Raw genomic sequence first — 24041 nt, forward strand, 5'->3', positions numbered from 1 at the left:
CCTTAATTAATTTTATCATTTGACTTAATCTCCAATAATGGAACAGGGTAAAAGTTGTGTTTAGCAGGATCAAAACTATTCCGACCAATAGCTTGCAATGCTTCTTTCGCTTTCCCCCATCTTCTCATATCGTAGAATCGGGTATTTTCCAAGGCAAACTCCACGATACGCTCATGTTCGATACGTTTTTTGACTTCCGTAACAGACAAATTCAAAGGAAGTGCCGGCATATCTGCCCGCTGGCGTACCTGATTGATCAAAGGGATGGCATCTGCAGGGCGATTACGTTCATTTAAGGTTTCAGCCAATAACAACAACACATCAGCATAACGCATCAATGGGAGATTGACTGCTGTGCGGGACTTATCTAAATCGGCTGCTGTTCGTGGTAAATACTTTCTGAAACTTGCCCGGTCAGATCCGGCACCAAATATTTCATCGTAGGTAAAGCCATAAACTCCTCCATTCTTCAAATCATTAAAATAAGGATCATTACAGAACACCGTTTGGTACATACGAGAGTCATAACGTCCTGTTGTAGCGATCTTACCCTCCTTTTTAAATTCGTTTAAGAGCATCTTGCTTGGTAAGATTTCATCCCAACCGCCCAACTCCCCTACAGCGATCCACTTATGCAGTGCTGTGCGGTAACTCGCACCATTTGCGGTATTATCAGTAAATTGAAGCTCAAAAATAGATTCTGCACTATTTTTATTGGTACCGTCAAACATAGACAGGAAATCTTTTTCCAGGTTATATCCTGATACTGCTTTAAAGGCCTGTTCAGCTTTTCCAAGAAGTTCCTCTTTCTTGGCCGTATTTTCATATGCTGATGTTAAGTAGCTGTAGCCAAGATAAGCATTCGCCGCCCCTCTAGTAGCTCGACCAACATTCGCAGCCTCCTGTTTCACAGGCAAATTGCCAACCGCAGCCTCCAGATCCCCAATAATAAAAGCCCACGCTTCATCACGTGTAGATAAGGCCTTGTTAATCTTTCCTTCACTGGTGATATATTGATCACGTACAACGATCTTCTCCCAGTTGAGCAATAGTTTTAAATGGTAATAGGCGCGCAAGAACTTTGCTTCGGCAATAATCTGGTTTTTCTTATTTGCATCCATTTCAATCGGTGCAGTCTTCTCTATCACCTGATTTGCATAAGAAATACCGCGATATGCTTTACTCCAATAAGCCGTAAACTGACTGTTACCATTGGTATAGGTAAAATTATAGAGTTCTACCCAGGTTTGATAGTTCAATGCATCGCTACCGATTTCACAAGCATCTTCACGATAAGCCTCGACCGGAAATTTTACCTCCGCAAATTCCCATACATCCGTTGCTGCTTCCAACTGCGAATAGGCAGCAGAAAGTCCAGACTCAGCATCCTCGGCATTACGCCAGAAGTTATCTGAAGTAAGTTTGTCTGGTGATGTTAAATCCAATTTATCGCTGCAGGACAATGTCGTGCTTAGCGCACAAGCGATACAAAGAATCCATTTATAATTTGTTCTATTCTTTTTCATCTTCTAGTTTCTTTAATTATGATACAATAAATACCCAAGTCTTAAAATGTAAATTGAACTCCAAAGGAATAGGACTTGGTAAATGGAAAAATATAACGGTCTACCCCTGTATTCAACACGCTGGATTTATTGTTAACTCCAGATGGTGCAAACTCAGGATCAATTCCCTTGTATTTTGTCCAGGTATATATATTCTGTCCACTGATATAAAACCGTAGATTTTCTGAACGGATCGCATGCAACAGATTTTTAGGCAAAGTATACCCGATCTGCAGCTGACGTAGTCTAATAAAGTTACCCGATTCCAAAAAACGTGTGGACTCACGGCTGTTTCCATTTGGATCTTGTAATACAGCACGTGGAACATCGGTATCCCGGTTGTTTTCTGTCCATGCATTTAACGTACTGCTCAAAAAGTTGGATCCAGAACTCATGGCTTCAAAAAAGTAGCGATTCCCATTATAGAGTTTATGTCCCCAGCCGCTTCCGATCAAAGCCGAAAAATCAAAGCCTTTGTAAGAAGCACCAAGATTCAAACCTACTTCCAATTTAGGAATCCCTGTACCACTGTATTTCTTGTCTTCATCATCAATCACACCATTACCATCGACATCGACAAAACGGATATCGCCCGGCTTGGCATTATCTTGTAATAATTTACCCTCCTTGTTGACATGTTTGTTCACCTCCTCCATGCTCTGAAAGATACCATCGGTTTGGTAAAGGAAGAATCCTCCAATCGGATATCCTACACGAGTCTGATTCGGAAAATGTTCGGTATCGAATTTTAGACCATTTCCCAAAAGAATCTGGTCTTCATTAGCGAGGCTGACGACCTTATTTTTGAGGGTTGAAAGATTTAAGCCGATATCGTATTGAAACTCATTTTTTCGATTTGCATACTTGAGTTCAAGCTCAAAACCCGAGTTTCGGATCTTTCCGACATTTAATGTCGGATCTTCCAAACCCGCAGATGGAGCAACTTTCTTAGTGATCAAAAGGTCATTGGTGGTCTTGATAAAGTAATTTACCGAACCTTTTAATACGTTATTGAATAGACCAAAGTCTGCTCCTATGTTTTTAGACTCTGTGGTCTCCCAGCTCAACAGTCGATTCTCAAGCCCCATTGCAATACTACCTGGCCAAGGATTGCCACTTCCGCGCACATATCCCATGTACAAATTATTGTAGGTACTGATCAGCGCCTGGTGGTCGTAGTACCCCAAAGCGACCTCATTCCCGAGTTTTCCCCAGCTTCCCCTTAATTTCAGATTAGATACGAAGGATTCTTTCGGGAAGAATGATTCCTCATCGACTTTCCAGCCCAATGCTATTGAAGGAAAACTCCCATATCGGCTATCCTTTCCAAATTTGGATGAACCATCACGGCGTAAGGTTAACTGTACGAGGTAACGATCGGCATAAGAGTAATTGACACGACCAAAGATAGACATGCGGTTATAGTCATATTTAGAACCATCTGCGGAGAATGTTCCACCTTGTCCCGAACTGATCGTCATAAAATTGGGATCCAAAAATCCCTCAGCACTTTCCTTGCTCATCAGTTTACCATTCTCAACCGAGTATACGATCTTCTTTCCTTCAACACCTACATTATTCCAATTGGATTCTTGCATATTCAACGAACTACCCAAAAGCGCGTTTAAGCTATGTTTTCCAAATTCTGTTTTATAGTTCAGGAGATTATCAAAGACCTGTTCCTGCCAATAGCTGCGTCCCTCCCAATAAAAAGGAAATTCATACGGATTCTTTTCATCTGAGGCGAATGGAGGATAATGGTAATAATTTTGTGTATTGATCGCGTTAAAGGCATAACTTGTTTTAAAGGTTAAGCCTTTCATGATATCTACACTAACAAAAGCATTTCCGGCGAAATCCTGCTTTTTTGTCCAGCTTGTTTTATAATGTTCGTCGGCAATCACATTGACATTATTGGGAATACCACCCCAATTTGTCAAACCAAAACCACCTTTTTCCGCGGAGTCATATACCGGTACCAAAGGTGAAATCATATAGGCTTCTTTGAGACTAAAATTAGGTCCATGGTATTTGGAATTTGTATAGGCCATATTCCCTTCTACGGTGAAGATATTCTTCTTGGTCCCCAATTTCATACGAACGTTTTCCTTTTTGAAATCGTTCGCGATAACAACACCTTTGTCATTACTTAAGTTCGCGGACAGGGAATAGCGGGTATTGTCTTGTCCGCCTCTGATAGCGACGCTATTCGCTGTAGAAAGTCCTGTACGGAACACCTCCTCTTGCCAATCGGTATTATTGGTACCTGGCTTGTTGATATAGTCGGGGAGTTTGACTGGCGTCGTAGCATACTTATTGTATTCGTCATACATTTGACGGTGCACTTTTACATAACCGTCAGCATCGAGTACTTTTAGTCGATTAGATGTTTCTGTTACATTTGTAAAGCTATTGATGTCTACAAGAATTTTTCCAGCTTTACCCGCTTTCGTTGTGACGATAACAACACCATTGGCAGCCACAGAACCATATATTGCGGCAGCGGCACCATCTTTGAGTACCTCCATGCTCTCAATATCATTGGGGTTGACATTACTGATTGTACCTGGGAAACCATCTATGATATACAGTGGTTCATTACTGCCGAAGGTATTGACCCCACGGATCTTGACCTGAACTCCCGCCCCAGCAATACCGCTATTTTTTTGCACATTGACACCAGCTGCCACCCCTTGTAATGCCTCAGCAGGGTTTGTTGTTGCACGTTTCGCCAGATCTTTTGTGCTAATACTTGCTATTGCACCCGTGACATCAGACTTCTTTAAAGTACCATATCCAATCACAACGACTTCCTCAAGTTCTCTATTTCCACTAGTTAAGGTGATATCAACATCTTTCCCTGCTTGTACATTAATTTGTTGGTTTTGGTAACCTACATAGCTAACCTGAAGTAAGTCCTTCGCGTTCACTTCTAGAGAAAAAGTGCCTGAAAGATCTGTAGCGACAGTTTTTCCACTACCCGAAGCATGTATACTCACACCCGGTAATGGCTCACCTTTTTCATTTACAACAGTTCCTTTTACTTGCCCCGTTTGCTGTTTATTTGCAACCTTACGTTTTAATAAAATCCGTTTCCCCGTAATGTCATATGTAATCGAGCTCTCTTGTAACGCATCTTTCAACAGAGCTTCCAAGCTGCTGGCCTGACTATCATAGAAAAGTGGTGTCTTGACATCTACATCCGAATTACTGAACATAAATGAATAGCCATACTTCTTTTCAACAATCTCGATAAGTGACTTAAGATTTGAAGACTCCTTTTTGCCTGATATCTGCTGAGCGTTTACAGCAAAGAAGGTCTGGCTGAGGAGTAAAAGACTCATCAGAATAGGTTTCTTTTTCATAATTTTTGGTATATTTTGTTTTAAGTAGTTTACATCATCAATTTTTGGTTATTGTTTTTTCGAAACTATAGCAACAGATTTGCCTGCTATTGTATAGTGAATTGGTGTAATGACATTGATCAATTCCAAAATTTCTCGTAAACTTTCAGTTTTCACTTTGAAAGTATAATGTCTATCGGGCTCTGCTCCCCTCCAAGTAATATTGACACCATACCAACGCTCCAATTTCTTAAGAACACTTTCCAAAGATTCGTTCTCAAAAACAAGTTCCTCAGATTTCCAGGTGCTATATTGTACCGCGTCCAATTGTCGTATCTGCGTATATCGACCAGTCCGTTTATCCAGTTGGATCCAATCATTAGGTTTTAATTCTCCGATTAATTGTCCTTTTTTATCTTTTATCGCAACTTTTCCACGCAGCAGAGACACTTCTATCTTGGCATCATCCGCATAGGCTGAAACATCGAAAGCAGTTCCTTTCACGAGGACATCCAAATGGGAAGTCTGAACGGTGAAAGGCATATTTTCTTTTTTCACCACATCAAAAAATGCCTCGCCTTCAAGTGTAATCTTGCGATCATGTTGATTGAATGCATGCGAATAGCTCATTTTAGTTCCCGCATTTAACCAAGCTTTTGATCCATCAGGTAATATAACCTGTGACTTTTGCCCTAAAGCCGTATAGACAATTGTTTGCTCCTGCGAAGATGTGTTCATCAAAATATTACGCTGAATAAAATACGTCCCCAATGTCCCTGACAGAAAAATAAGAATCGCAGCAGCACTGACCAACCACCAAAAACGGTTACGGTCAAAAACAATAGTTTTTACGACAGGTTGGATACGATCTTGGATTTTGTGCCATATCCGTGGACGATCTGCCCGATCGATTATCAGTGGCGGTTCTTTGAGATGTATCCACTCGTTTTCCAGCTGCAATAGATAATGACGATTTTGTTCACTTGAATCGAGCCAAGCTACAATCGCTTCATTTTCCTTTACATCACTCTCTTTTTTTAGATATCGAACTAATTGCTCCAGTGACGGCTTATAACTGCTATTCATTATTTTGGGTTTACGACAAATAGACACCTAGAGCGGAGAAAACCCCTAAAAGATTTTGTATTTTTTTTAAAAATATTTAAACGAGTGTGGAAAGACCTGCACCGCACATCGTTAAAACCAATAAAATCGAATCTGGATACAGTATTTGATAGCGTTCAAGTATATGTGCCCGTATTTTTTTAGACGCAATGGACATCTGATTTTCGACTGTCTTGATGGATATTTGCAGTTCTTGGGCAGCCTGCTGATAGGTTTTCTGTTCTTCCTTACAGTATTGATAGACGATTTTACATTTTTCAGGCAATTTACCAATAGCTTCCTGATAAACAAGTGAAAACTCCTCCATATTGATACACTCCTCTGCTTCCTGGCGGATCATTTCCTCCTTAAACCAACGCTCCAAATGAGCAGTACGTGCACTTTCATTGCGTAAAGCATTGAGCACACGGTTACGCGCCGCCCGATAAAGATAGGTCTTGACATGGAAAATATGGATTTGATCCCGATCTTCCCATAGTTTAACAAACACATCCTGCAAACAGTCCTCCACCAACTGTACATCACGTGTATAATACCCTAAGAAACGGCATAGCTCATCAAAATAATGATGAAACACTTCTTCCAGCGCTTCTTCATTAATCAACAATCCATCCATCAAGGTATTTTTACTCATTTATTAGGTTTTGCGACTAAGCTATAAAATAAAACAAGATTTACAAAAAAAGTAAGTGTGCTCATTTTAACATATTTTGCACGAATTTTCACCATGTCCATGATAACCCGCATTTAATGCATTATAAAACAATAAAAAACGCTTTTTAACTATTCCCAACTGCCATCTCTTGCTCAAAAAAAAGACCTGCTAGTTATAGCAAGTCTTCTTTCTTCTTGATCGGATGTTTATCTAAAATCTTGTTTCGTTTTTCTAGAACGCTTTCTAATCAAAAGTTTAATAGCTAAATTCTTTCACAACCTCGATTGCGTATTTTACATTGTCAAAAGGAATATCAGGCATAATACCATGTCCTAAATTGAATATAAAACCATTCTCTCCGCGCATGCGCTCAAATAATTCTATAATTTTCTTTCTGATAACAGGCTTTTCAGCATATAGTACAAACGGATCTAAATTCCCTTGAACAGCTATTCCTTGAGGCAAAGATTGCTTCATATTTTTAAGATCTGCATTCCAGTCGATTGAAACCACATCTGGCTGCGCCTCCACCATCATTGGAGCAAAGACAGATGATCCTTTACAGAAAGATATTACAGGGATATCCTTGCGGTTCAATTTGGAAATGATTTGTTTGTTATAATAATGTGAAAAATCACGGTAATCATTCCAAGACAAAGCCAAAGCCCAGCTGTCAAATAATTGGATCGCATTTACGCCTGCTGCAATCTGCATATTAAGATATTCTACCGTTACATCAGCAATCTTTTGAAGGATTGTATGCGCCAATTCAGGTTGATTGTTTAACATCAACTTCGTCAACTTGAAATCCTTTGACGAACCGCCTTCAACCAAATAACTTAAAATGGTAAAAGGAGCTCCTGCAAAACCGATCAATGGAATACGATTATCAAGACGTTGTTGAATTACTTTTATGGCATCCGCAACATATTGCAACTTATCCAGACAGTCAACCGATAATGCCTCCGCATCTTTGACAGAACGAATTGGATTAGAAAAACGAGGACCTACTCCTTGTTCAAATGACAGATCGCCACCCATTGCCTCTGCTGTAACCAAAATATCCGAAAACAAGATCGCTGCATCTATTCCCAACAAATCTACAGGTAACATCGTTACGTCTGCTGCAATCTCTGGTGTTTTGCACATTTCGAGAAAAGAATACTTGTTTTTGATATCCCAGTATTCTTTCATAAAGCGTCCAGCTTGACGCATCATCCACACAGGAGGTCTCTCCGTTTGCTGCGAGAATGCAGCTCTAATCAATAAGTCGTTTTGTAAAGTAGTACTCACTATAAATGTTTTGAAATTTCGTTTTCTATTTTTGTAATAATACTGGCTTGTCGTGCAGTTAAATGCAATTTGTTAGCCACATCTGTATACGCCCTTGCCCGTTCATAATCTGTCTTTCGCAGTGCAATATTAGCCAGATTGATCATTACCATACCTTTTTCATTATCTTTTTTCCAGGGTAGACGAGAAGCCAGCTGAAAATGGTATTCAGCCTCATCGATACGCTCTTCTTTCAAGGCTATATTTCCCATCATAAATTCATAGAAATTACGACGCCCCTTACGAAGTGTATCTGGATTTTTTATTTCGGATAACAAGTTTTTTGTCTTTTCATAGTCTTGCCGATGAAAAGCTTGTGTTGCCAAAAAAACTGAACCTTCCCGAAAATGGCTCCAAATTAGATAACCAATTCCACCAGCCAACAATACAGCTGTCTGATAATGCCCTTGGTATAAACCATAGCCCAAAAGTAACGCAGCAATAAAAATAACGGCTATTCTAGCCTTAATTGTCATCATCTTTTATTTGCTATGCATTATTGTCGGTAAATTTATAACCAACACCTCGGATAGAGTGGAAATAGATTGGGTGCTTTTGATCAGGCTCAAAATATTTCCGGAATGTCAAAATGAAATTGTCAATGGTACGCGTCGAAGGATAGACGTCATAATTCCATACAGTTTCTAAAATCTGCTCACGCGAAACGGCTTCATTACGACGTTCGATCAACAGCTTCAATAGCATGGTTTCTTTTTTCGTCAATGAGGTAATTGTTCCATCTGCATGATGCAATTCGTAAGAATTAAAATAGATGGTTTTATCACCGATTTGATAAGAATTCAATTCTTTAAGATCATCTGGTTTCATACCGCGACGAACCAAATTTCCAACACGGAGAATCAATTCTTCTAAATTGAACGGTTTTACCAAATAATCATCGGCACCTTTTTTTAGTCCAGTGATACGGTCTTCACTACTGTTCTTGGCAGTCAAAAACATGATAGGAACCTCTGTATTCTGTAGTCGAATTGTTTCCGCAACTTGAAATCCATCAATTTCAGGGATCATAACGTCCAATATCACGAGATTGAAACGTTCCTCTTTAAAAACTTTCAATGCTTTTTTTCCGTCAGTAGCCGTAGTGACACGGTAACCTTCCATTTCGAGATTCAACTTGATTGCTTCTAACAAGTGTTCTTCATCTTCGACAAGTAATATTCTTTGTTTACTTTGCATTTCTTTCAAATGTTACTTCAAAAATACTCCCTTTAGGAGTGTTATCTTTAACTTTAATGGTCGCATCGTGCTTCTGCAACACGGTTTTCACGATATATAACCCCAAACCAGTACCTTTGGTTTTCCGTGTCGCTTCACTTCCCACGCGATAAAACTTATTAAAGATAAGTTTTTTCTCTTCATCACTGATACCGATACCATGGTCAGCAACAGAAAAAATTATTTTACTGCTCTCCGTATATAGTTTGACATCCACCATGGCACAGGCCGGTGAATATTTAATAGCATTCTCAATGAGATTTGTCACGACATTACTTATCGCAAATTTATCACCATGGATAATAATATCCGACTCCAGGTAAGGTTTCAATACCTGTGAGCTGCATGAATTCTTTTGAAGTCGATCGACAATTTGCTCCACCAAAGAGGTAAAGTTAAAATCCTCTTTGGGCATGCTGTAATTGCGGCTGTCCAATTTGGTCGTCATCAAGACATTCTCTACCAGATCATCCAATCGCTCAATATCTTTTAGGGAATTTCTTAAAAAAGTCTGTTGTTGCTCTTTATCCAGATCTCGTCGCAAAATGGTCTGAATATAGAGTTTGACGGATGCCAAAGGAGATTTCAACTCATGCGTAATAGCCAAAAGGAAATTTTGCTGCTGTTGCAACAATTTCTGTTCTCGCTCTACCAGGCGCTTTAACCGCCACGCACCCCATAAAAAAATGATCAAGAAGAAAATACCTTCGCCTATAATCATGTTCTTTTTGCTTGGATCAAACCGGATGAACATCACCCCCCACCATATCAACTGCATGATCGCGTAAAACAAAAGGAAATAAAAGAGTAAAAGCGCTTTCTTCATGTAGCAAAAATAGCTATTCACCAAGGCATTCGGAAATATCCTAAAGATTATGACACAAAGAAGAAAATTAGCCGATTCACAATAAGATAAAATCTCCCCAGAGGTGGTATATTTGTATATGTTTAATCGTGAGAAAAAGGATATTTTCTTTGATTTGGATCATACCATCTGGGATTTTGACAAAAATGCCGAAGAAAGTCTCCACGAACTATATTTTAAATACAAGTTTGACAGCTTGTTTAACAAGGAATCCCCTTCCCGTTTCATAGAAACTTATACAATCAACAATCATCGCCTTTGGGGATTATACCATCATGGAAAGATTTCAAAACCCGAGTTAAGAAAGGCTCGATTCGCTGATACATTTATCGAAATGGGTGTAGACCCCGAATTGTTTCCTGAAGAATTTGAACTGGAATACCTCACGATCTGTCCTCAAAAGACGAATTTATTTCCGCATGCTCATGAAACCTTGGCCTATCTGGACGAAAAATACAACCTGCATTTGATTTCCAACGGTTTTAAGGAGGCTTGTGAGACCAAATTGAAAAAAAGCAATTTGAACAAATATTTCAAAAATATCTTTATTTCTGAGGTCGTCGGAGTGAACAAACCTGATCCAAGGATCTTTCAATATGCACTAGAAACTACAGGGGCACACGTACAACAGTCATTGATGATTGGAGATAATCTGGATGCGGATGTACGTGGGGCAATGAATGTCGGCATGGATGCGATCTTCTTTAATCCGAACAGTACGGAGCAACCCGAAGATGTACCACATATGATTGTCGATCTGAAAGAATTACAATCTATATTATAACAAAAAAGCAGCTTTAAAGCTGCTTTTTTGTTATTTTAAAACTTTTACGGTTATGTTCTTAAACCAAACATCGTTTCCATGATCTTGGAGACCAATCAATCCTGATTTACTTTCTCCACCTACATGGCTCAGCAACTCAAAAGCCAGAGGCCATTTTTCTTGACTGAATTTACTTTTTTGCAATAGGTCAACCCATGATTTATCCCACAGTGTATATTCAACGACCTTCACCCCATTTTGGAAGTGTTCAACTTTACCATTGTTCACGCGGATCTTCACCTTGTTCCATTCGCCGTAAGGTTTGCCATTTTGTGGTTTCGCAGGAATCATATCATACAATGATGTAGACTTACGATTCCCATCGACACCCATTTTAGCATCTGGATGGTTTTCGTTGTCAAGAACCTGACACTCGGGTGATGAGATATAAATTGGCTGACCTTCGACTTCTTTGGCCAAAAAGAAAATTCCGGAATTTGCTCCTTTTGCTACTTTCCATTCCAATTCCAATTCGAAGTTTTTGAAGTCATGTGCGAAAATCAAATCACCACCTTCGTCCTTGCCCACATTCGCTTCACTATCAAATTTAATTGCGCCTTCATTGATAACCCATTTTTTGGGAACTACAGTTTTATCATATCCTCTCCAGCCTTCCATCGAAGTACCATCAAAGATAACATATGCTCCGGCCTTATTCTTTTTGAATTTCTTGATATCCACACGTGGCAAATCCAAAATTTTGTAAGCCGGCACTTCTTTTTTTGCTTGCGCTACTGCTGTATTTAGATGTGCAGAAAATGCCATCACCGATACCGCAAGAACTGTTTTTAATAACTTCATTCTTTTTAGTTTTAGGTTTGTTTCAAAATTAAAATTAAGCATTTGGGGTTAAAAAGAGGAATATTTTTTAATATTCCTCTCCACCACCATTTATTTCATTTGTATTTGTTTCTTTCTTTTTAGACTTATTTAGATCCTGACTGCCAAAGCGATAGGATAGTGATAAAGTTACCATTCTCTTCATCCAACGGTGTTCAAAATTAGACACAAGTTGAGATGTTTCTAGCATACCATTCATTTTGCGCGAATTAAACACATCTCTAACGTTCAACATAATCGATGCCTTCTTCTTGAATACATCTTTTTTCAGCGCAACATCCACCCCTTTCATAGCATTCATCTGCCCTTGAGCCATGACACGTGAAGAATTGTATTCCCCTCTCATTTGAGCAGAGAAAGTCGGTGTAAAACGATAATTGGCTGTTAAATTAGCATTGTAAGCGAAGTCTTTTCTTTCTTTTATCTCATAGTCTGGATTTGCATTATATTTAATGTGGATCAAATTGAGATTAAATGTAAAGTCAAAATCCTTCGTCGCATTGACCTTTGAAATAAATTCAAAACCTGAAAGATTTCGGCTGGTCATATTCTCCCATCGACTGTATGTTCTGCCATCTTCTATTTTGTAAACAAAAGGTTGGATAACCTCACTGGCGTGATTAAAATAAGCCGAAGATATTAAATTTACCTTTCCAAAAGTTTTGGCAAAACTCATTTCAAAACTGTGTACATCTTCTGGTTTCAGATTCGGATTTCCCTGACGATAATTCAAATCATCGGATACATTTAAAAATGGATTGACCTGCCAACCACGAGCTCGTTGCACACGACGTGAGTAACTAAACTGAACTTTATCACCATTATCATCTACATCATATGTTAAAAACAAAGTCGGGTATAATCTAAAAAAGTTCTGCTTTGCATTGGATTCTTTTTCCTCGGCGTCAGGATCCTTCGAGAGATATGTAGACTTAAGTTCAAATTGTTCTCCCCGTAACCCGATTTGATAGCCAATTTTATCCGTTAGCTTATTTTGATAGTTAGCGTAAATTGCATGGACAGTACTGGTAAAATCAAAATCATTGCTGATCCTATAGTCTGGCAGATATTTACCTGTTGTATCGCGGAGTTCGGAAAATTGCGTATCAAATGACTTTCTAATTTGAGAACGGTAGCCAGCCTCGAATTTGCTTACCTCGGAGAATGGCAGCACATAATCCAGCTGAAGATTGATATTCTTACCGTCTTCGGAGGTCGTATTCCTCCGTGCGGTTTCTTTCCGTCCGTCGGTATATTTTTGAGAAAAATCGTTCGTACCATCTTCCTTGTCTCTTCCATAACTCGCATTCCCCGTCAATTCCTCTCCTTGTCGCTTAAATTGATGTTTAAAATCGGCGTTGAATTCATAGCCCAGATCGTCCTCAAATTGGGTAGACTTACGATCACTGGTTCCTGTTTCATCTGGTCCTTTAAAAAAACGATAATTTAAGTCCTCTATCCGTTTATTATCCCGGATGCTCAAATTACCAGAAAAACTCAATGAAGTACGGTCCGACATATTATAATCAAATCCAGCCTTTACTGTATGGCTATTTCCCTTTCTTGAGGATTCGGATTCGCTATAATTGCTTGTCGTATCACGCGAAAAGATATTGTCCGTCTTCCCGCTTCCAACCATGTTACGTTTATTGAAGTTATAGGATCCGAAGTAATTGAATTTCCGATCACGATAATTCAATGTAATACCAGCCATATAATTGTCATAGGAACCAGCGGATGTATTTACCGATCCGTTCAGCCCTGTTCGAATATTTTTCTTTAAGACGATATTGATAATCCCTGTCTGCCCTTCCGCATCATATTTAGACGAGGGATTGGTGATGACCTCAACTTTTTCTATGGAATTAGCCGGAAGACTCTGAAGCAAAGATGTGACATCGTTTCCTGCGAGTGCCGACTCGCGGCCATCTATTAGAATCTTGACACTAGTGGATCCACGCAGGCTCACCGATCCATCTTGATCCACTTGAAGCGTGGGTACATTGGCTAACACATCTGTTGCTGTTCCACCCGCACTGACCAAGCTCTCCCCCACGTTAAAGGTTTTGCGGTCAATACCAATCTGCATCGCAGGAACTCTCCCCTCGACTACAACCTCCTCCAGTAGCTCACCTGTTGAATTTAAACCAATCCGTCCAAGGTCCTTGCTTTTCGATGCTGTCACATCCACCCCTTCAATAATATGCGTTTCATAGCCTACATAACTGATACGAACATTATATTTACCGGGTTTGATATCTGAGAATAAAAGAAATCCCTGATCTACTGACTGCGCGCCTTTAACATAACTATTATTGCTCGCATCTAAAAGCGCAGCACTGGCAGACGAAATAGGTTTGGAAGTTTTGCTATCGATCAGGATAGCTTTGATTTGACCAGTTTGCGCAAGAACAATAACTGGTAGAAAGAATACAAATAATAATAAAAATTTAAACGATTTAGCGTAAAATAACATGAGAGCTTCAGCTTAGTTTATAGTTTAATGCAAATAAAACTAAAACTTAGAGACAAACTTGAAGCGTAACCATATTATTACGGTAACAAAAAGGATAGTAAATTTATTCCACCGAGACCGTCAATCCTTCTGATTTCAAAATCTTACGATAGATTTCCATCTCTGTAAAAGTACCCTCCAAAACGGCACACTTTCCTTCAGTATGCACTTTCCATGCAATTTTTTCAGCTTGCTTTTCGGTATATTGAAGGTGATACATCAAACAATGAATCACATGGTCGAACGTATTCGTTTCGTCATTCCATAAAATCAAACGATTAGAGTCCTTAACAGACGCTAATATCTCTTCTAACGTAAAGGTTTCTTCAGCAGTTTGGGTACCCATGCTGCAAAAATAGAATATTTTTTTCTAAATTAACGATAATATAAAAGGGAAGAATACAATCAATTAGAGGAATTTATTATGTTTCAGTCAAAAATTGCAGGAATTGGCTATTACGTTCCAAAAAACGTATATACCAACAATGACTTAACACGTTTTATGGATACCAGTGACGAATGGATTCAAGAAAGAACAGGTATCAAAGAGCGTCGCTATGCCGACCGTATCGGAGAAACGACAACCACAATGGGTGTTGAAGCCGCGAGAATAGCAATTGAACGCGCCAATATCCGTAAGGAAGATGTCGATTTCATCATCTTTGCAACCTTGTCACCTGACTATTATTTCCCAGGCTGCGCTGTTTTACTACAACGGGAAATGGGGATGAACGAGGTCGGCGCATTGGATATCAGAAATCAATGTTCTGGTTTCATCTATGCCCTATCCATAGCGGATCAATTTGTCAAAACGGGGATGTACAAAAATGTACTTGTGGTAGGTTCAGAGAAACATTCATTTGCACTCGATTTTTCAACCAGAGGACGTGCTGTTTCCGTTATTTTCGGTGATGGTGCCGGAGCTGTAGTTGTACAGCCAACAACCGAAACTGGCAAAGGCATTTTGAGCACGCATTTACATTCTGATGGTGCGGAAGCAGAAAAGCTCGCGATGTATTATCCAGGAGCATCAAGTGGAATCTGGCTGGACAAAATGCCCGATTGGCCGGAACAGGAATTGGGGGGATTATTGATGACCAAAGAAATGCTTGAAGATGGAACTGCGTTCCCAAATATGGATGGACAGGCCGTTTTCAAAAAGGCCGTTGTAAAGTTCCCTGAAGTTATTCATGAGGCTTTGACAAAGAACAACCTGAAAACTTCTGACATCGACTTATTGATTCCTCATCAGGCCAATCTTCGTATTTCACAGTTTGTGCAGAAAACCTTGGGATTAAATGAGGATCAGGTGTTCAACAATATCCAAAAATACGGCAATACCACAGCAGCGTCCATACCTATCGCGTTATGTGAGGCTTGGGAAGCCGGAAAAATAAAAGAGGGCGATCTTATTTGTTTAGCCGCCTTTGGCGCAGGCTTTACCTGGGGATCCGCTTTAATCCGATGGTAAAAAAGGATTACTAAACATAAAAAAGGCGATAACCTTACGATTATCGCCTTTTTTATGTTTTCCCGATTAACAGGATTATCCGTTTGATAACGCTGCCGCTCCAGAGACGATCTCGGTCAATTCTGTTGTAATTGCCGCTTGACGCGCTTGGTTATACGATAACTTAAGTGATTTTATTAAGTCACCAGCATTTTCAGTTGCTTTATCCATTGCTGTCATACGTGCACCATGCTCGGAAGCATTGGAATCTAAAACAGCTTTGTATAATTGAATCTTGATGGCTTTAGGAATTAACTCTTCGATAATCTTCTCTTTAGAAGGTTCGATGATATAATCCACTTCAGCTTCAATTTTTGCTTTATGCGTATGTTGTGTGTTTTGCTCTGCAGGTGGTAATAAAGGCAAAATCTGCTCTGCTGTCAACTCTTGAACTGCAGCGTTTTTGAATTGGTTATAAACCACTTCAACACGATCAAAATTACCTTCCTTAAATTGTTCCATGATAAATTCTGTCACTACAGAAACAGATCCAAAATTTAAGTCAGAGAACAAGTCTGAGTGATTAGCTATCACATCGAAATTACGTTTCGAATAGAAATCGTAACCTTTTTTACCAATAGCGATAATGCTCAAATTGCCTTTCGCATGCTGCTCGGCATATTTGTTAGCGATCAAGTTATTAGTCATCTTGATAGCATTTGCATTGAATGCCCCAGCCAAACCTCTATTAGAAGAAACAACAACGATCAACACCTTATTTGGCTCACGATCTACTGTGAAAGGAGAATTACTTCCCTCCACACTTGCAGAAACATCAGCCAAAATATCTCTTAGTTTATTCGCATATGGGCGCAATTGTAAGATAGCGTTAGTAGCGCGCTTCAATTTAGCAGCCGAAACCATTTTCATGGCTTTAGTGATCTGCTGTGTTGATGATACCGAGGTAATCCGGTTTCTTACTTCTTTTAAATTTGCCATATTTGTTTTAAGTATCAAGTACCTAGTATTGAGTATTGAGTCTAGTCAACGGACTCAATACCAAATACTCATTACTAATTAATATTTTGATGCTAAATCCTTAGCTACTGTTTCTAATACTGCAGTCAACTCATCAGAGAATTTACCAGCTTTGAAGGCTGACAAAACTTCTGGATGGCGTTGTTCCAATTGCGTTAAGAATTCTTCTTCAAACTCTCTTACTTTATTTACTGGAACATTACGCAATAAACCTTTCGTTCCAATGTAAATAATCGCAACTTGTTTCTCTACAGAAACTGGAGAGTATTGACCTTGTTTCAAGATCTCAACGTTACGAACACCTTTATCCAATACAGCCTTAGTAGCAGCATCTAGATCAGAACCGAATTTCGCGAAAGCTTCCAATTCACGGTACTGCGCTTGATCCAACTTTAATGTACCTGATACTTTTTTCATCGGTTTGATCTGAGCGTTACCACCCACACGAGATACCGAAATACCTACGTTGATCGCCGGACGAATACCAGCATTAAATAAGTTAGACTCCAAGAAGATCTGACCATCTGTAATAGAGATTACGTTTGTAGGGATATATGCCGAAACGTCACCTGCTTGTGTTTCGATGATTGGAAGAGCTGTCAATGAACCACCACCTTTAACCAAATGCTTGATTGACTCAGGAAGGTCATTCATATTACGAGCGATATCATCAGAAGAGTTGATTTTCGCTGCACGCTCTAATAAACGGCTGTGTAAGTAGAATACGTCACCTGGGTATGCCTCGCGGCCTGGAGGACGACGTAACAACAAAGAAACCTCACGGTAAGCCACAGCTTGTTTAGACAAATCATCATAAACGATCAATGCTGGACGACCTGTATCACGGAAGAACTCACCGATAGCAGCACCCGCCATTGGCGCGTAGAATTGAAGTGGAGCAGGATCCGCTGCAGAAGCAGCTACAACAACTGTATAAGCCATTGCACCTCTTTCCTCCAATGTACGAACGATATTCGCTACTGTAGAATTCTTTTGACCTACAGCAACGTAGATACAGAATACAGGTTGACCTGCATCATAGAATTCTTTTTGGTTTAAGATCGTATCAATACAAACCGCAGTTTTACCTGTTTGACGGTCACCAATTACCAACTCACGTTGACCACGACCTACTGGAATCATCGCATCAATCGCTTTGATACCTGTTTGTAACGGTTCAGTTACCGGTTGACGGTAGATAACACCTGGAGCTTTACGCTCGATAGGCATTTCATACAATTCACCTTGGATAGGTCCTTTACCATCAATTGGTTGACCCAATGTATTCACAACACGTCCCAACAAACCTTCTCCAACTTTGATGGATGCAATACGGTTGGTACGTTTAATAGTATCTCCTTCTTTAATTTCGTCAGAAGGACCTAAAAGTACAACACCGACGTTGTCTTCTTCTAAGTTTAATACAATACCTTGTAATCCGTTATCAAATTCAACCAACTCACCGGACTGAACTTTAGTTAAGCCGTAAATACGAGCAATACCGTCACCTACAGCAAGTACGGTACCCACTTCCTCTAGTTCGGCTTCTGATTTAAAGCCCGACAATTGTTCTCTTAGAATTGCCGAAACTTCATCTGGTCTTACCTCTATCATTTTAATTATTATAAGGGGTTTTTTGATTTATTTTACTTCAAGTATCAGAATAACTTAGTTACCCTGATTCAAATATCTTTCTAATTTATTCAACTTACCAGCAATACTTGCATCAATCTGGCGGTCGCCAACATTGACTACAAATCCACCGATCAAACTGCTATCGACTTTATTGTTCAATATCACCTGAGCGTTGGTTTCTTTTGCAAGTACATCTTTCATCGCTGCCAAATTAGCTTCAGAAAGTGGCGCTGCAGATGTAACTGTAGCTTTCACAATACCTTTTACCTCATTATACTCACGGACAAATTCCTGAGCAGTAGCATATACTATTGTACCACGACCTTTGTTGATCATGATTTTAAAGAATGCCAAGATATTCGGATTGATCTTATCTTTAAATAAAGCATCCAATATGTTTTTCTTCTTGTCCAAAGGAACAATAGGATTGGCCAAAACAGCCTGCAATTCTGAACTGGATTTTAAAACAGTAATGAACGAATCCATATCTGTCTTGATGGTCTCCAGTGAGCCTTGCTCGCTAGCCAAGTCAATTAATGACTTTGCATATCTCGATGCTACTTTAAATACTGACATAATTCTATTTCGTAATTTGAGTGACCGGATTAGTTCAATTTAACATCATTCAGCAAATCTGCTACTAAAGCTTCTTGCTTACCTTGGTCCTCAAATTCTTTTGTTAACACTTTACGAGCGATATCCAAAGACAAAGAAGAAACCTGTGATTTTACCTCAGCCAAAGCTTTATTCTTTTGTTCTTCGATCTCCTCTTTCGCTTGAGCAATCATTTTAGCACCTTCAGTTTGTGCCTGTGTTTTTGCCTCAGCAACGATTTTTTCTTTTAGCTCTTTTGCTTCTTTAAGGATAACATCACGTTCCGCGCGAGCCTCTTTAAGCAATTGTTCGTTCTCATTTGTCAAACGAGCCATTTCTAATTTAGCTTTCTCAGCAGCTTCCAATGCATTCGCAATTCCTTGCTCACGTTCATCCAAAGCATTGACGATAGGTTTCCAAGCAAACTTGCCCAATAAAAAGATCACAACCAATAAGATGATTAGTTGCCAAAAGAACAAACCGTACGAGAACTGATTAATTAATGCTTCCATTTATATACAATTGTAAATTATAATTTTCTTTTGTTTGTATTTTTTTGTTTAAACACAGTCTGCAACCAACCGTTGCAAACTGTGTTTAGTAAACTTTTTTAATCAGCTTGGATTATTTACCTAAGATTAAAGCACCGAATGCTAAACCTTCAACTAAGGCACCAATGATGATCATCGCAGTTTGAATTTTAGATGCTGCTTCTGGTTGACGAGCGATAGCTTCCATAGCTGAACCACCGATTTTACCTAAACCTAAACCTGCACCGATTACGATTAAACCTGCTCCAATTAAGTTGTACATAATAATTATTTTATAAAATTTAACAAAAAAATTCGATTAATGATGTGCGTGTTCTTCAACAGCCATTCCGATAAACAAGGATGACAACATGGTAAAGATAAAGGCTTGCAAAAACGCAACCAATAACTCCAAGAAAAACAACACTAATGTTAACAACATTGACACCCCGATACTACCACCGACAGTCAACTGTTGTTGAAATAAATATACGATTGCGATCAACCCCATTACAACAGAGTGACCAGCAGTAATATTCGCAAACAAACGCAACATCAAGGAGAAAGGCTTAGTAAACATACCCAACACCTCAATTGGCGCCAAAATAAATTTGAAAGGAACTGGAACACCTGGCATCCAAAAAATGTGTTTCCAATAATCTTTATTAGCCTTAAAGTTGGTAATAAAGAAAGTGAATAAAGCCAAACATAAAGTGACTGTAATATTTCCTGTTACGTTAAAACCTAGTGGAGTCATACCCAACAAGTTTAAAACAAAGATCAAGAAAAACACAGATAACAGGTAAGGCATAAATTCTTTATAACGATGACCAATATTTGGAACAGCCATCTCATCACGTACATATAAAACCAATGGTTCTAAAACGCGACCAACACCTTTAGGAAGGTTATTAACACCTTTCTTATATGTTTTAGCCAGACATATGAAACCCCAGAACAATAAGAATGCTGCCAATAATAGGCCCACCACATTCTTTGTAATCGAGAAATCTAAAGGTTTTGCATTCGTAGGGTGATGTGCTTCATCAAAGTTTAAGGTACCTGCAGCATCTGTTTTATAGATCTTGCCATGGTAAAGTGTATAGTATTGACCATTTTTCTCTACAACGGATTCGCCATGATGAAACTCGCCAGAAGAAAAAACAACCAATCCATTATCAATAAGAATTACTGGCAATGGAAAACCATAATGTTTTCCTGCTTTTTGATCGGAGAACAAAGAAAAATAATGATCATCTTGTAAGTGATGTTGACTATACTCTTTGATTTCCTCAGCTTGGGTTTTAGGCGCATCCCCATGCGCTTCTTCAGCTGCTTTTAAGGTAAAAGGATTGACAGCAAGAAAAATTACTGCAAATAATAAAAGTGCTCTCTTAAGATTCACCATTTCAGATTACTATTGAATAATAAAAAATTTTGCGCAAAAATACAATTTTATTTGGCATAAATCACCATTTGTTTAAACTTTTTCCAAAAATAGTTTAAACCTTTTTATCTGCTTGATTTAAAGCGCTAAAAGCGACGTAGACATCCACAAACAGAGAGATAAAAAATACAACCAAAAAGTTATATTCGATAAAGTTATTTTCAAAGGTCTTTAACCCGTCTTTAATATAAATATATCCTGCAACACCTTTCAAGAGCACTAGGCCCAGAAATATAACCCCCAGTTTCTCCGGCATAGACCAATTTGCAAAAAATATCAAGACCGCAACCAGCAACGAAGAACAGAATCCAAAAGTATACATTCCCACCAGACTGTAGGAGGTTTTGCTCCAGTATTGTTCCACGTTCATTCCGGATATCACTAAATAATGCGCAGCAAAACTTGCCACAAAGACGATCAGCAGTATAAGTATGCTTTTCAAATAACTATTCATTCTTATTAATTTGATTTGCCTGCCTAATGAACTGATACAAGGATACAACCACACCCAACAACGTCAATCCTTTCATTCCCCAATCACCCACAATGGCATATTTATTATCTAACCAACTCCCGACCCAATAAAACAAATATATTGTCACACCCATCTGAATCGGCATGGAAGTAAATACAATCCATTTGTTAATTTTCTTATTGGTTTTCTCCTCTTTCAATTAGCTTATAATAAAAGGTTGACAAATATACATCATAAATCCTTACCCACTACAATCCTAAAACTTTTTGTCCAATTTTAATATCCGGATAATCAATATCTGCACCCAGCAACATCTTCAGTTCGGAGGATGATTTGTCTGGATTTGCACGAATAACATCAAGGATACGATCAAGCTTTTCTTGATCAATTAATTCTGTTGCCTCTACCTCTGTTCCCACAAAATTAATCAGATGCCCATAGATTGTACCAGCGACCATCCCACGCTTGCCCGCAATATCAGCGATAGTCATCCCCTCTTTAAACATTTCTAAAGAAATATCCTTTGTATCCAGTTTTTTAGCCCCTTCTTCGTCAGCGCTTTGTGCCACCAATTCATCTTTTTCTTTTGTCTTGACCTGCGCAGCTACATCAAGCATAGCTGTTTGAAAATCTTCTCTTTTGGATAGCGTTTCGGCAATAATTAGACAATGCTGCAACTGCTCACGTTTTCTCTTATAATCCAACAATATTGCTTTCAATTCATCAACATATTTCTTTGTCCGCTTGCGGATCTGGTATTCCTCAATATGCTTTGTCAGGGCCGCAATAAGATCCTTATCCATTCGTGGTAAAAACCAATTTACAGCGGCAGTAGAACGCTCGCAAATCAGGTCATAATCAATCGCATCCTTATCCCGAAGGAGATCATAAAGGACAACAATAAATTTGTGAGCCACTTTCTCCTGTGTCTGAAGCTGTTTAACGATCTCCTGGAAAAATTGAACAGCCTGCTCTTTCCCATCGATATTGCGTTCATCCATTGATTTTAGCAGCTCCGAAGTTTCCACCAAGAGGCCATCCCATCGAAAACCATTCATCAAAATTTGCCCCAGATAATTTCGTTGGCATTGTTCCAATATTTCGTTAATACTGGATTGGGAATATGCACGTTGTGCAAACTCGACCACCTGATAATCCGTACGGATGGCATAAGATGGAATAATGGATTTAAGTACAAGTCCGTCCAAACTCGTCAAACGGCTTAACGCAACATAAACCTGTCCGGCCGCAAATGAGGTACCCGCATCAATAATTGCTTTCTGAAAAGTCAAACCCTGGCTTTTATGGATTGTAATAGCCCAGGCTAGTCGCAAAGGAAATTGAGAAAATGTACCCAGGATCTCCTCTTTGATTTGATCCTGCCCCTTATCATAATTGTAACGGATATTTTCCCAAGTCTCTCTTTTGACTGTCACCTCTTCAGATCCGTCAGGAAAAGTGACTGAAACAGTACCTTGTATTGTATCAATATGTTTTACAGTACCGATCTTACCATTATAATATTTCCGCTCATCACCGGAATCATTCCGGATGAACATCACCTGCGCTCCTATTTTTAAGGATAGCGTTTCCTCGGCAGGATAAGAACCTTGCGCAAAGTCATCTTTCACAACGGCTTTTAAGTTGAGCATCTTTCCAGACAACGAAGCCAGTTGTGCGCTATTGATCTCATCGGCATTCCGGTTATGGGATGTCAATGTAATATATTGCTCCTCTTCTTTTGGCACAAAATCCTGTTGGTAATAACCATTTAGAGTAGTTAGCATTTCACTGGTACATTGATTATTCCGTATTGCATTCAAGATCGAAATAAACCCTTCATCCTGCTGACGATAAATCTTATTAAGCTCCAGCATGACCAAAGGGCTATCCCTTAGAATCTTCGCATTGAAGAAAAATACAGACGAATAATGATCACGGAGAATATTCCATTCCGCATCTTTGACCACAGGAGGCAATTGATATAAATCTCCAATAAACAAGACCTGTAATCCACCGAAAGGACGCATATCACGACGAACAGATTGTAATATCACATTGATCGCATCCAGTGTATCTGCCCGTACCATCGAAACCTCATCGATAATCAATAATTCCAGTTCCTGTAGAATCGCCCGACGTTGCTTCGTTAACTTTATCGTACTGAACAAACGAGATTTATTGTAAATATGACTATCCTGCTCATCCCAGCGCAACTCATAATCTTCAACAAATGTTCCGAAAGGAAGCCAAAATAGGGAATGTAAGGTCGTCCCACCCGCATTCATGGCGGCTACTCCCGTTGGCGCAGTAATCGCCATTTTCTTATAGCTATGCTCACGAATATACTTCAAGAAAGTCGTCTTTCCCGTACCTGCTTTTCCTGTAATAAATACATTCTGATTGGTTTGATTAACAAATGCAACAGCCTGCATAAATGCTGTATTTTCTCTATCGACTTGAAAATTTGACATATCCTGAAATTAGATTGACCACAAAACTAAGTATTTCATTTTGAAAACATATCCTATTGATAGATTGTATATTTGATAAAAAACCACATTTTATTAAT

General features: G+C 39.1%; 22 protein-coding genes. 2 read left to right on the forward strand and 20 right to left on the reverse strand.

All coding sequences use genetic code 11. The annotated features are described in order from the left end of the window. Positions 1–2: 2 nt before the first annotated feature. The 8 genes from M2408_RS18135 to M2408_RS18170 all read right to left on the reverse strand — a co-directional run bounded on the left by M2408_RS18135 (position 3) and on the right by M2408_RS18170 (position 10083). Positions 3–1526 (reverse strand): RagB/SusD family nutrient uptake outer membrane protein, encoded by a 1524-nt coding sequence (locus M2408_RS18135; protein ID WP_259184465.1) that lies wholly within the window; start codon positions 1524–1526, stop codon positions 3–5. Between the two features lie 41 nt (positions 1527–1567). Further along, positions 1568–4930, reverse strand: coding sequence for a TonB-dependent receptor (locus M2408_RS18140; protein WP_259184467.1), 3363 nt, complete (start codon positions 4928–4930; stop codon positions 1568–1570). Between the two features lie 48 nt (positions 4931–4978). Beyond that, positions 4979–5995 carry a FecR family protein gene (locus tag M2408_RS18145; RefSeq protein WP_259184468.1) on the reverse strand — a complete coding sequence of 339 codons (1017 nt, stop codon included), beginning with the start codon at positions 5993–5995 and terminating at the stop codon, positions 4979–4981. A 76-nt stretch (positions 5996–6071) separates the two neighbouring features. Further along, the gene (locus M2408_RS18150) at positions 6072–6668 is read right to left on the reverse strand and encodes an RNA polymerase sigma-70 factor (RefSeq protein ID WP_259184484.1); all 597 of its coding nucleotides are present in this window, start codon (positions 6666–6668) and stop codon (positions 6072–6074) included. Positions 6669–6944: 276 nt separating this feature from the next. Next, positions 6945–7982 (reverse strand): uroporphyrinogen decarboxylase, encoded by a 1038-nt coding sequence (gene hemE / locus M2408_RS18155; protein WP_223581155.1) that lies wholly within the window; start codon positions 7980–7982, stop codon positions 6945–6947. Next, a complete protein-coding gene (locus tag M2408_RS18160; protein WP_259184495.1) occupies positions 7982–8500 on the reverse strand; it encodes a hypothetical protein in 519 nt (172 codons plus the stop codon). Before M2408_RS18160 ends, hemE begins: the two co-directional genes overlap by 1 nt. A 10-nt stretch (positions 8501–8510) precedes the next feature. Beyond that, positions 8511–9218 (reverse strand): response regulator transcription factor, encoded by a 708-nt coding sequence (locus tag M2408_RS18165; RefSeq protein ID WP_120262224.1) that lies wholly within the window; start codon positions 9216–9218, stop codon positions 8511–8513. Next, positions 9208–10083, reverse strand: coding sequence for a sensor histidine kinase KdpD (locus tag M2408_RS18170; protein WP_120262223.1), 876 nt, complete (start codon positions 10081–10083; stop codon positions 9208–9210). The genes M2408_RS18165 and M2408_RS18170 overlap by 11 nt, the downstream gene beginning before the upstream one ends. Positions 10084–10201: 118 nt before the next feature. On the opposite strand from M2408_RS18170, the gene M2408_RS18175 reads away from it, so the two are divergent. Further along, complete coding sequence (locus M2408_RS18175; RefSeq protein ID WP_259184763.1) at positions 10202–10906, forward strand: YjjG family noncanonical pyrimidine nucleotidase; 705 nt, start codon at positions 10202–10204, stop codon at positions 10904–10906. A 30-nt stretch (positions 10907–10936) separates the two neighbouring features. On the opposite strand, the gene M2408_RS18180 is transcribed toward M2408_RS18175, so the two are convergent. The 3 genes from M2408_RS18180 to M2408_RS18190 form a co-directional block, all read right to left on the reverse strand. Continuing rightward, positions 10937–11746: a DUF1080 domain-containing protein gene (locus M2408_RS18180; RefSeq protein ID WP_259184524.1), complete on the reverse strand. Its 810-nt coding sequence runs from the start codon at positions 11744–11746 to the stop codon at positions 10937–10939. 67 nt (positions 11747–11813) lie between these two features. Continuing rightward, complete coding sequence (locus tag M2408_RS18185) at positions 11814–14261, reverse strand: TonB-dependent receptor domain-containing protein (protein WP_259184536.1); 2448 nt, start codon at positions 14259–14261, stop codon at positions 11814–11816. Between the two features lie 103 nt (positions 14262–14364). Next, positions 14365–14646: an ATP-dependent Clp protease adaptor ClpS gene (locus tag M2408_RS18190; RefSeq protein ID WP_259184538.1), complete on the reverse strand. Its 282-nt coding sequence runs from the start codon at positions 14644–14646 to the stop codon at positions 14365–14367. Positions 14647–14724: 78 nt separating this feature from the next. On the opposite strand from M2408_RS18190, the gene M2408_RS18195 reads away from it, so the two are divergent. Further along, positions 14725–15771, forward strand: coding sequence for a 3-oxoacyl-ACP synthase III family protein (locus M2408_RS18195; protein ID WP_259184540.1), 1047 nt, complete (start codon positions 14725–14727; stop codon positions 15769–15771). A gap of 75 nt (positions 15772–15846) precedes the next feature. Here M2408_RS18195 and atpG read toward each other — a convergent pair whose 3' ends face one another. The 9 genes from atpG to M2408_RS18240 all read right to left on the reverse strand — a co-directional run bounded on the left by atpG (position 15847) and on the right by M2408_RS18240 (position 23943). Then, positions 15847–16749: an ATP synthase F1 subunit gamma gene (atpG, locus tag M2408_RS18200; RefSeq protein WP_120262217.1), complete on the reverse strand. Its 903-nt coding sequence runs from the start codon at positions 16747–16749 to the stop codon at positions 15847–15849. 78 nt (positions 16750–16827) lie between these two features. Beyond that, a complete protein-coding gene (gene atpA / locus M2408_RS18205; RefSeq protein ID WP_104385731.1) occupies positions 16828–18402 on the reverse strand; it encodes a F0F1 ATP synthase subunit alpha in 1575 nt (524 codons plus the stop codon). 54 nt (positions 18403–18456) lie between these two features. Next, the gene (locus M2408_RS18210; protein WP_259184563.1) at positions 18457–18999 is read right to left on the reverse strand and encodes a F0F1 ATP synthase subunit delta; all 543 of its coding nucleotides are present in this window, start codon (positions 18997–18999) and stop codon (positions 18457–18459) included. A 29-nt stretch (positions 19000–19028) separates the two neighbouring features. Further along, positions 19029–19529, reverse strand: a complete 501-nt coding sequence (locus M2408_RS18215; RefSeq protein WP_259184571.1) for a F0F1 ATP synthase subunit B — start codon at positions 19527–19529, stop codon at positions 19029–19031. Between the two features lie 112 nt (positions 19530–19641). Then, complete coding sequence (atpE, locus tag M2408_RS18220) at positions 19642–19830, reverse strand: ATP synthase F0 subunit C (RefSeq protein ID WP_028070619.1); 189 nt, start codon at positions 19828–19830, stop codon at positions 19642–19644. A gap of 36 nt (positions 19831–19866) precedes the next feature. Then, on the reverse strand, positions 19867–20955 hold the full coding sequence (gene atpB, locus M2408_RS18225) for a F0F1 ATP synthase subunit A (RefSeq protein ID WP_120262214.1): 1089 nt from the start codon (positions 20953–20955) through the stop codon (positions 19867–19869). Positions 20956–21049: 94 nt separating this feature from the next. Beyond that, on the reverse strand, positions 21050–21448 hold the full coding sequence (locus M2408_RS18230) for a hypothetical protein (RefSeq protein WP_120262213.1): 399 nt from the start codon (positions 21446–21448) through the stop codon (positions 21050–21052). Then, the gene (locus M2408_RS18235; RefSeq protein WP_259184598.1) at positions 21441–21668 is read right to left on the reverse strand and encodes an AtpZ/AtpI family protein; all 228 of its coding nucleotides are present in this window, start codon (positions 21666–21668) and stop codon (positions 21441–21443) included. Before M2408_RS18235 ends, M2408_RS18230 begins: the two co-directional genes overlap by 8 nt. Before the next feature lie 49 nt (positions 21669–21717). Further along, positions 21718–23943: a helix-turn-helix domain-containing protein gene (locus M2408_RS18240; protein ID WP_259184599.1), complete on the reverse strand. Its 2226-nt coding sequence runs from the start codon at positions 23941–23943 to the stop codon at positions 21718–21720. Positions 23944–24041 lie beyond the last annotated feature (98 nt).

Source organism: Sphingobacterium sp. BIGb0165 (genome assembly GCF_024810095.1).
GTDB classification, from domain to species: domain Bacteria; phylum Bacteroidota; class Bacteroidia; order Sphingobacteriales; family Sphingobacteriaceae; genus Sphingobacterium; species Sphingobacterium detergens.

Excerpts from the sequence above, each read along its gene's own strand:
- M2408_RS18150 (WP_259184484.1), bottom strand. The coding sequence starts at position 6,668 with ATGAGTAAAAATACCTTGATGGATGGATTGTTGATTAATGAAGAAGCG.
- M2408_RS18185 (WP_259184536.1), bottom strand. The coding sequence starts at position 14,261 with ATGTTATTTTACGCTAAATCGTTTAAATTTTTATTATTATTTGTATTC.
- M2408_RS18175 (WP_259184763.1), top strand. The coding sequence starts at position 10,202 with ATGTTTAATCGTGAGAAAAAGGATATTTTCTTTGATTTGGATCATACC.
- M2408_RS18165 (WP_120262224.1), bottom strand. The coding sequence starts at position 9,218 with ATGCAAAGTAAACAAAGAATATTACTTGTCGAAGATGAAGAACACTTG.
- M2408_RS18215 (WP_259184571.1), bottom strand. The coding sequence starts at position 19,529 with ATGGAAGCATTAATTAATCAGTTCTCGTACGGTTTGTTCTTTTGGCAA.
- M2408_RS18240 (WP_259184599.1), bottom strand. The coding sequence starts at position 23,943 with ATGTCAAATTTTCAAGTCGATAGAGAAAATACAGCATTTATGCAGGCT.
- M2408_RS18140 (WP_259184467.1), bottom strand. The coding sequence starts at position 4,930 with ATGAAAAAGAAACCTATTCTGATGAGTCTTTTACTCCTCAGCCAGACC.
- M2408_RS18210 (WP_259184563.1), bottom strand. The coding sequence starts at position 18,999 with ATGTCAGTATTTAAAGTAGCATCGAGATATGCAAAGTCATTAATTGAC.
- M2408_RS18135 (WP_259184465.1), bottom strand. The coding sequence starts at position 1,526 with ATGAAAAAGAATAGAACAAATTATAAATGGATTCTTTGTATCGCTTGT.
- M2408_RS18180 (WP_259184524.1), bottom strand. The coding sequence starts at position 11,746 with ATGAAGTTATTAAAAACAGTTCTTGCGGTATCGGTGATGGCATTTTCT.
- M2408_RS18190 (WP_259184538.1), bottom strand. The coding sequence starts at position 14,646 with ATGGGTACCCAAACTGCTGAAGAAACCTTTACGTTAGAAGAGATATTA.
- atpG (WP_120262217.1), bottom strand. The coding sequence starts at position 16,749 with ATGGCAAATTTAAAAGAAGTAAGAAACCGGATTACCTCGGTATCATCA.
- M2408_RS18145 (WP_259184468.1), bottom strand. The coding sequence starts at position 5,995 with ATGAATAGCAGTTATAAGCCGTCACTGGAGCAATTAGTTCGATATCTA.
- atpB (WP_120262214.1), bottom strand. The coding sequence starts at position 20,955 with ATGGTGAATCTTAAGAGAGCACTTTTATTATTTGCAGTAATTTTTCTT.
- M2408_RS18230 (WP_120262213.1), bottom strand. The coding sequence starts at position 21,448 with ATGAATAGTTATTTGAAAAGCATACTTATACTGCTGATCGTCTTTGTG.
- M2408_RS18195 (WP_259184540.1), top strand. The coding sequence starts at position 14,725 with ATGTTTCAGTCAAAAATTGCAGGAATTGGCTATTACGTTCCAAAAAAC.
- M2408_RS18170 (WP_120262223.1), bottom strand. The coding sequence starts at position 10,083 with ATGAAGAAAGCGCTTTTACTCTTTTATTTCCTTTTGTTTTACGCGATC.
- atpE (WP_028070619.1), bottom strand. The coding sequence starts at position 19,830 with ATGTACAACTTAATTGGAGCAGGTTTAATCGTAATCGGTGCAGGTTTA.
- M2408_RS18160 (WP_259184495.1), bottom strand. The coding sequence starts at position 8,500 with ATGATGACAATTAAGGCTAGAATAGCCGTTATTTTTATTGCTGCGTTA.
- atpA (WP_104385731.1), bottom strand. The coding sequence starts at position 18,402 with ATGATAGAGGTAAGACCAGATGAAGTTTCGGCAATTCTAAGAGAACAA.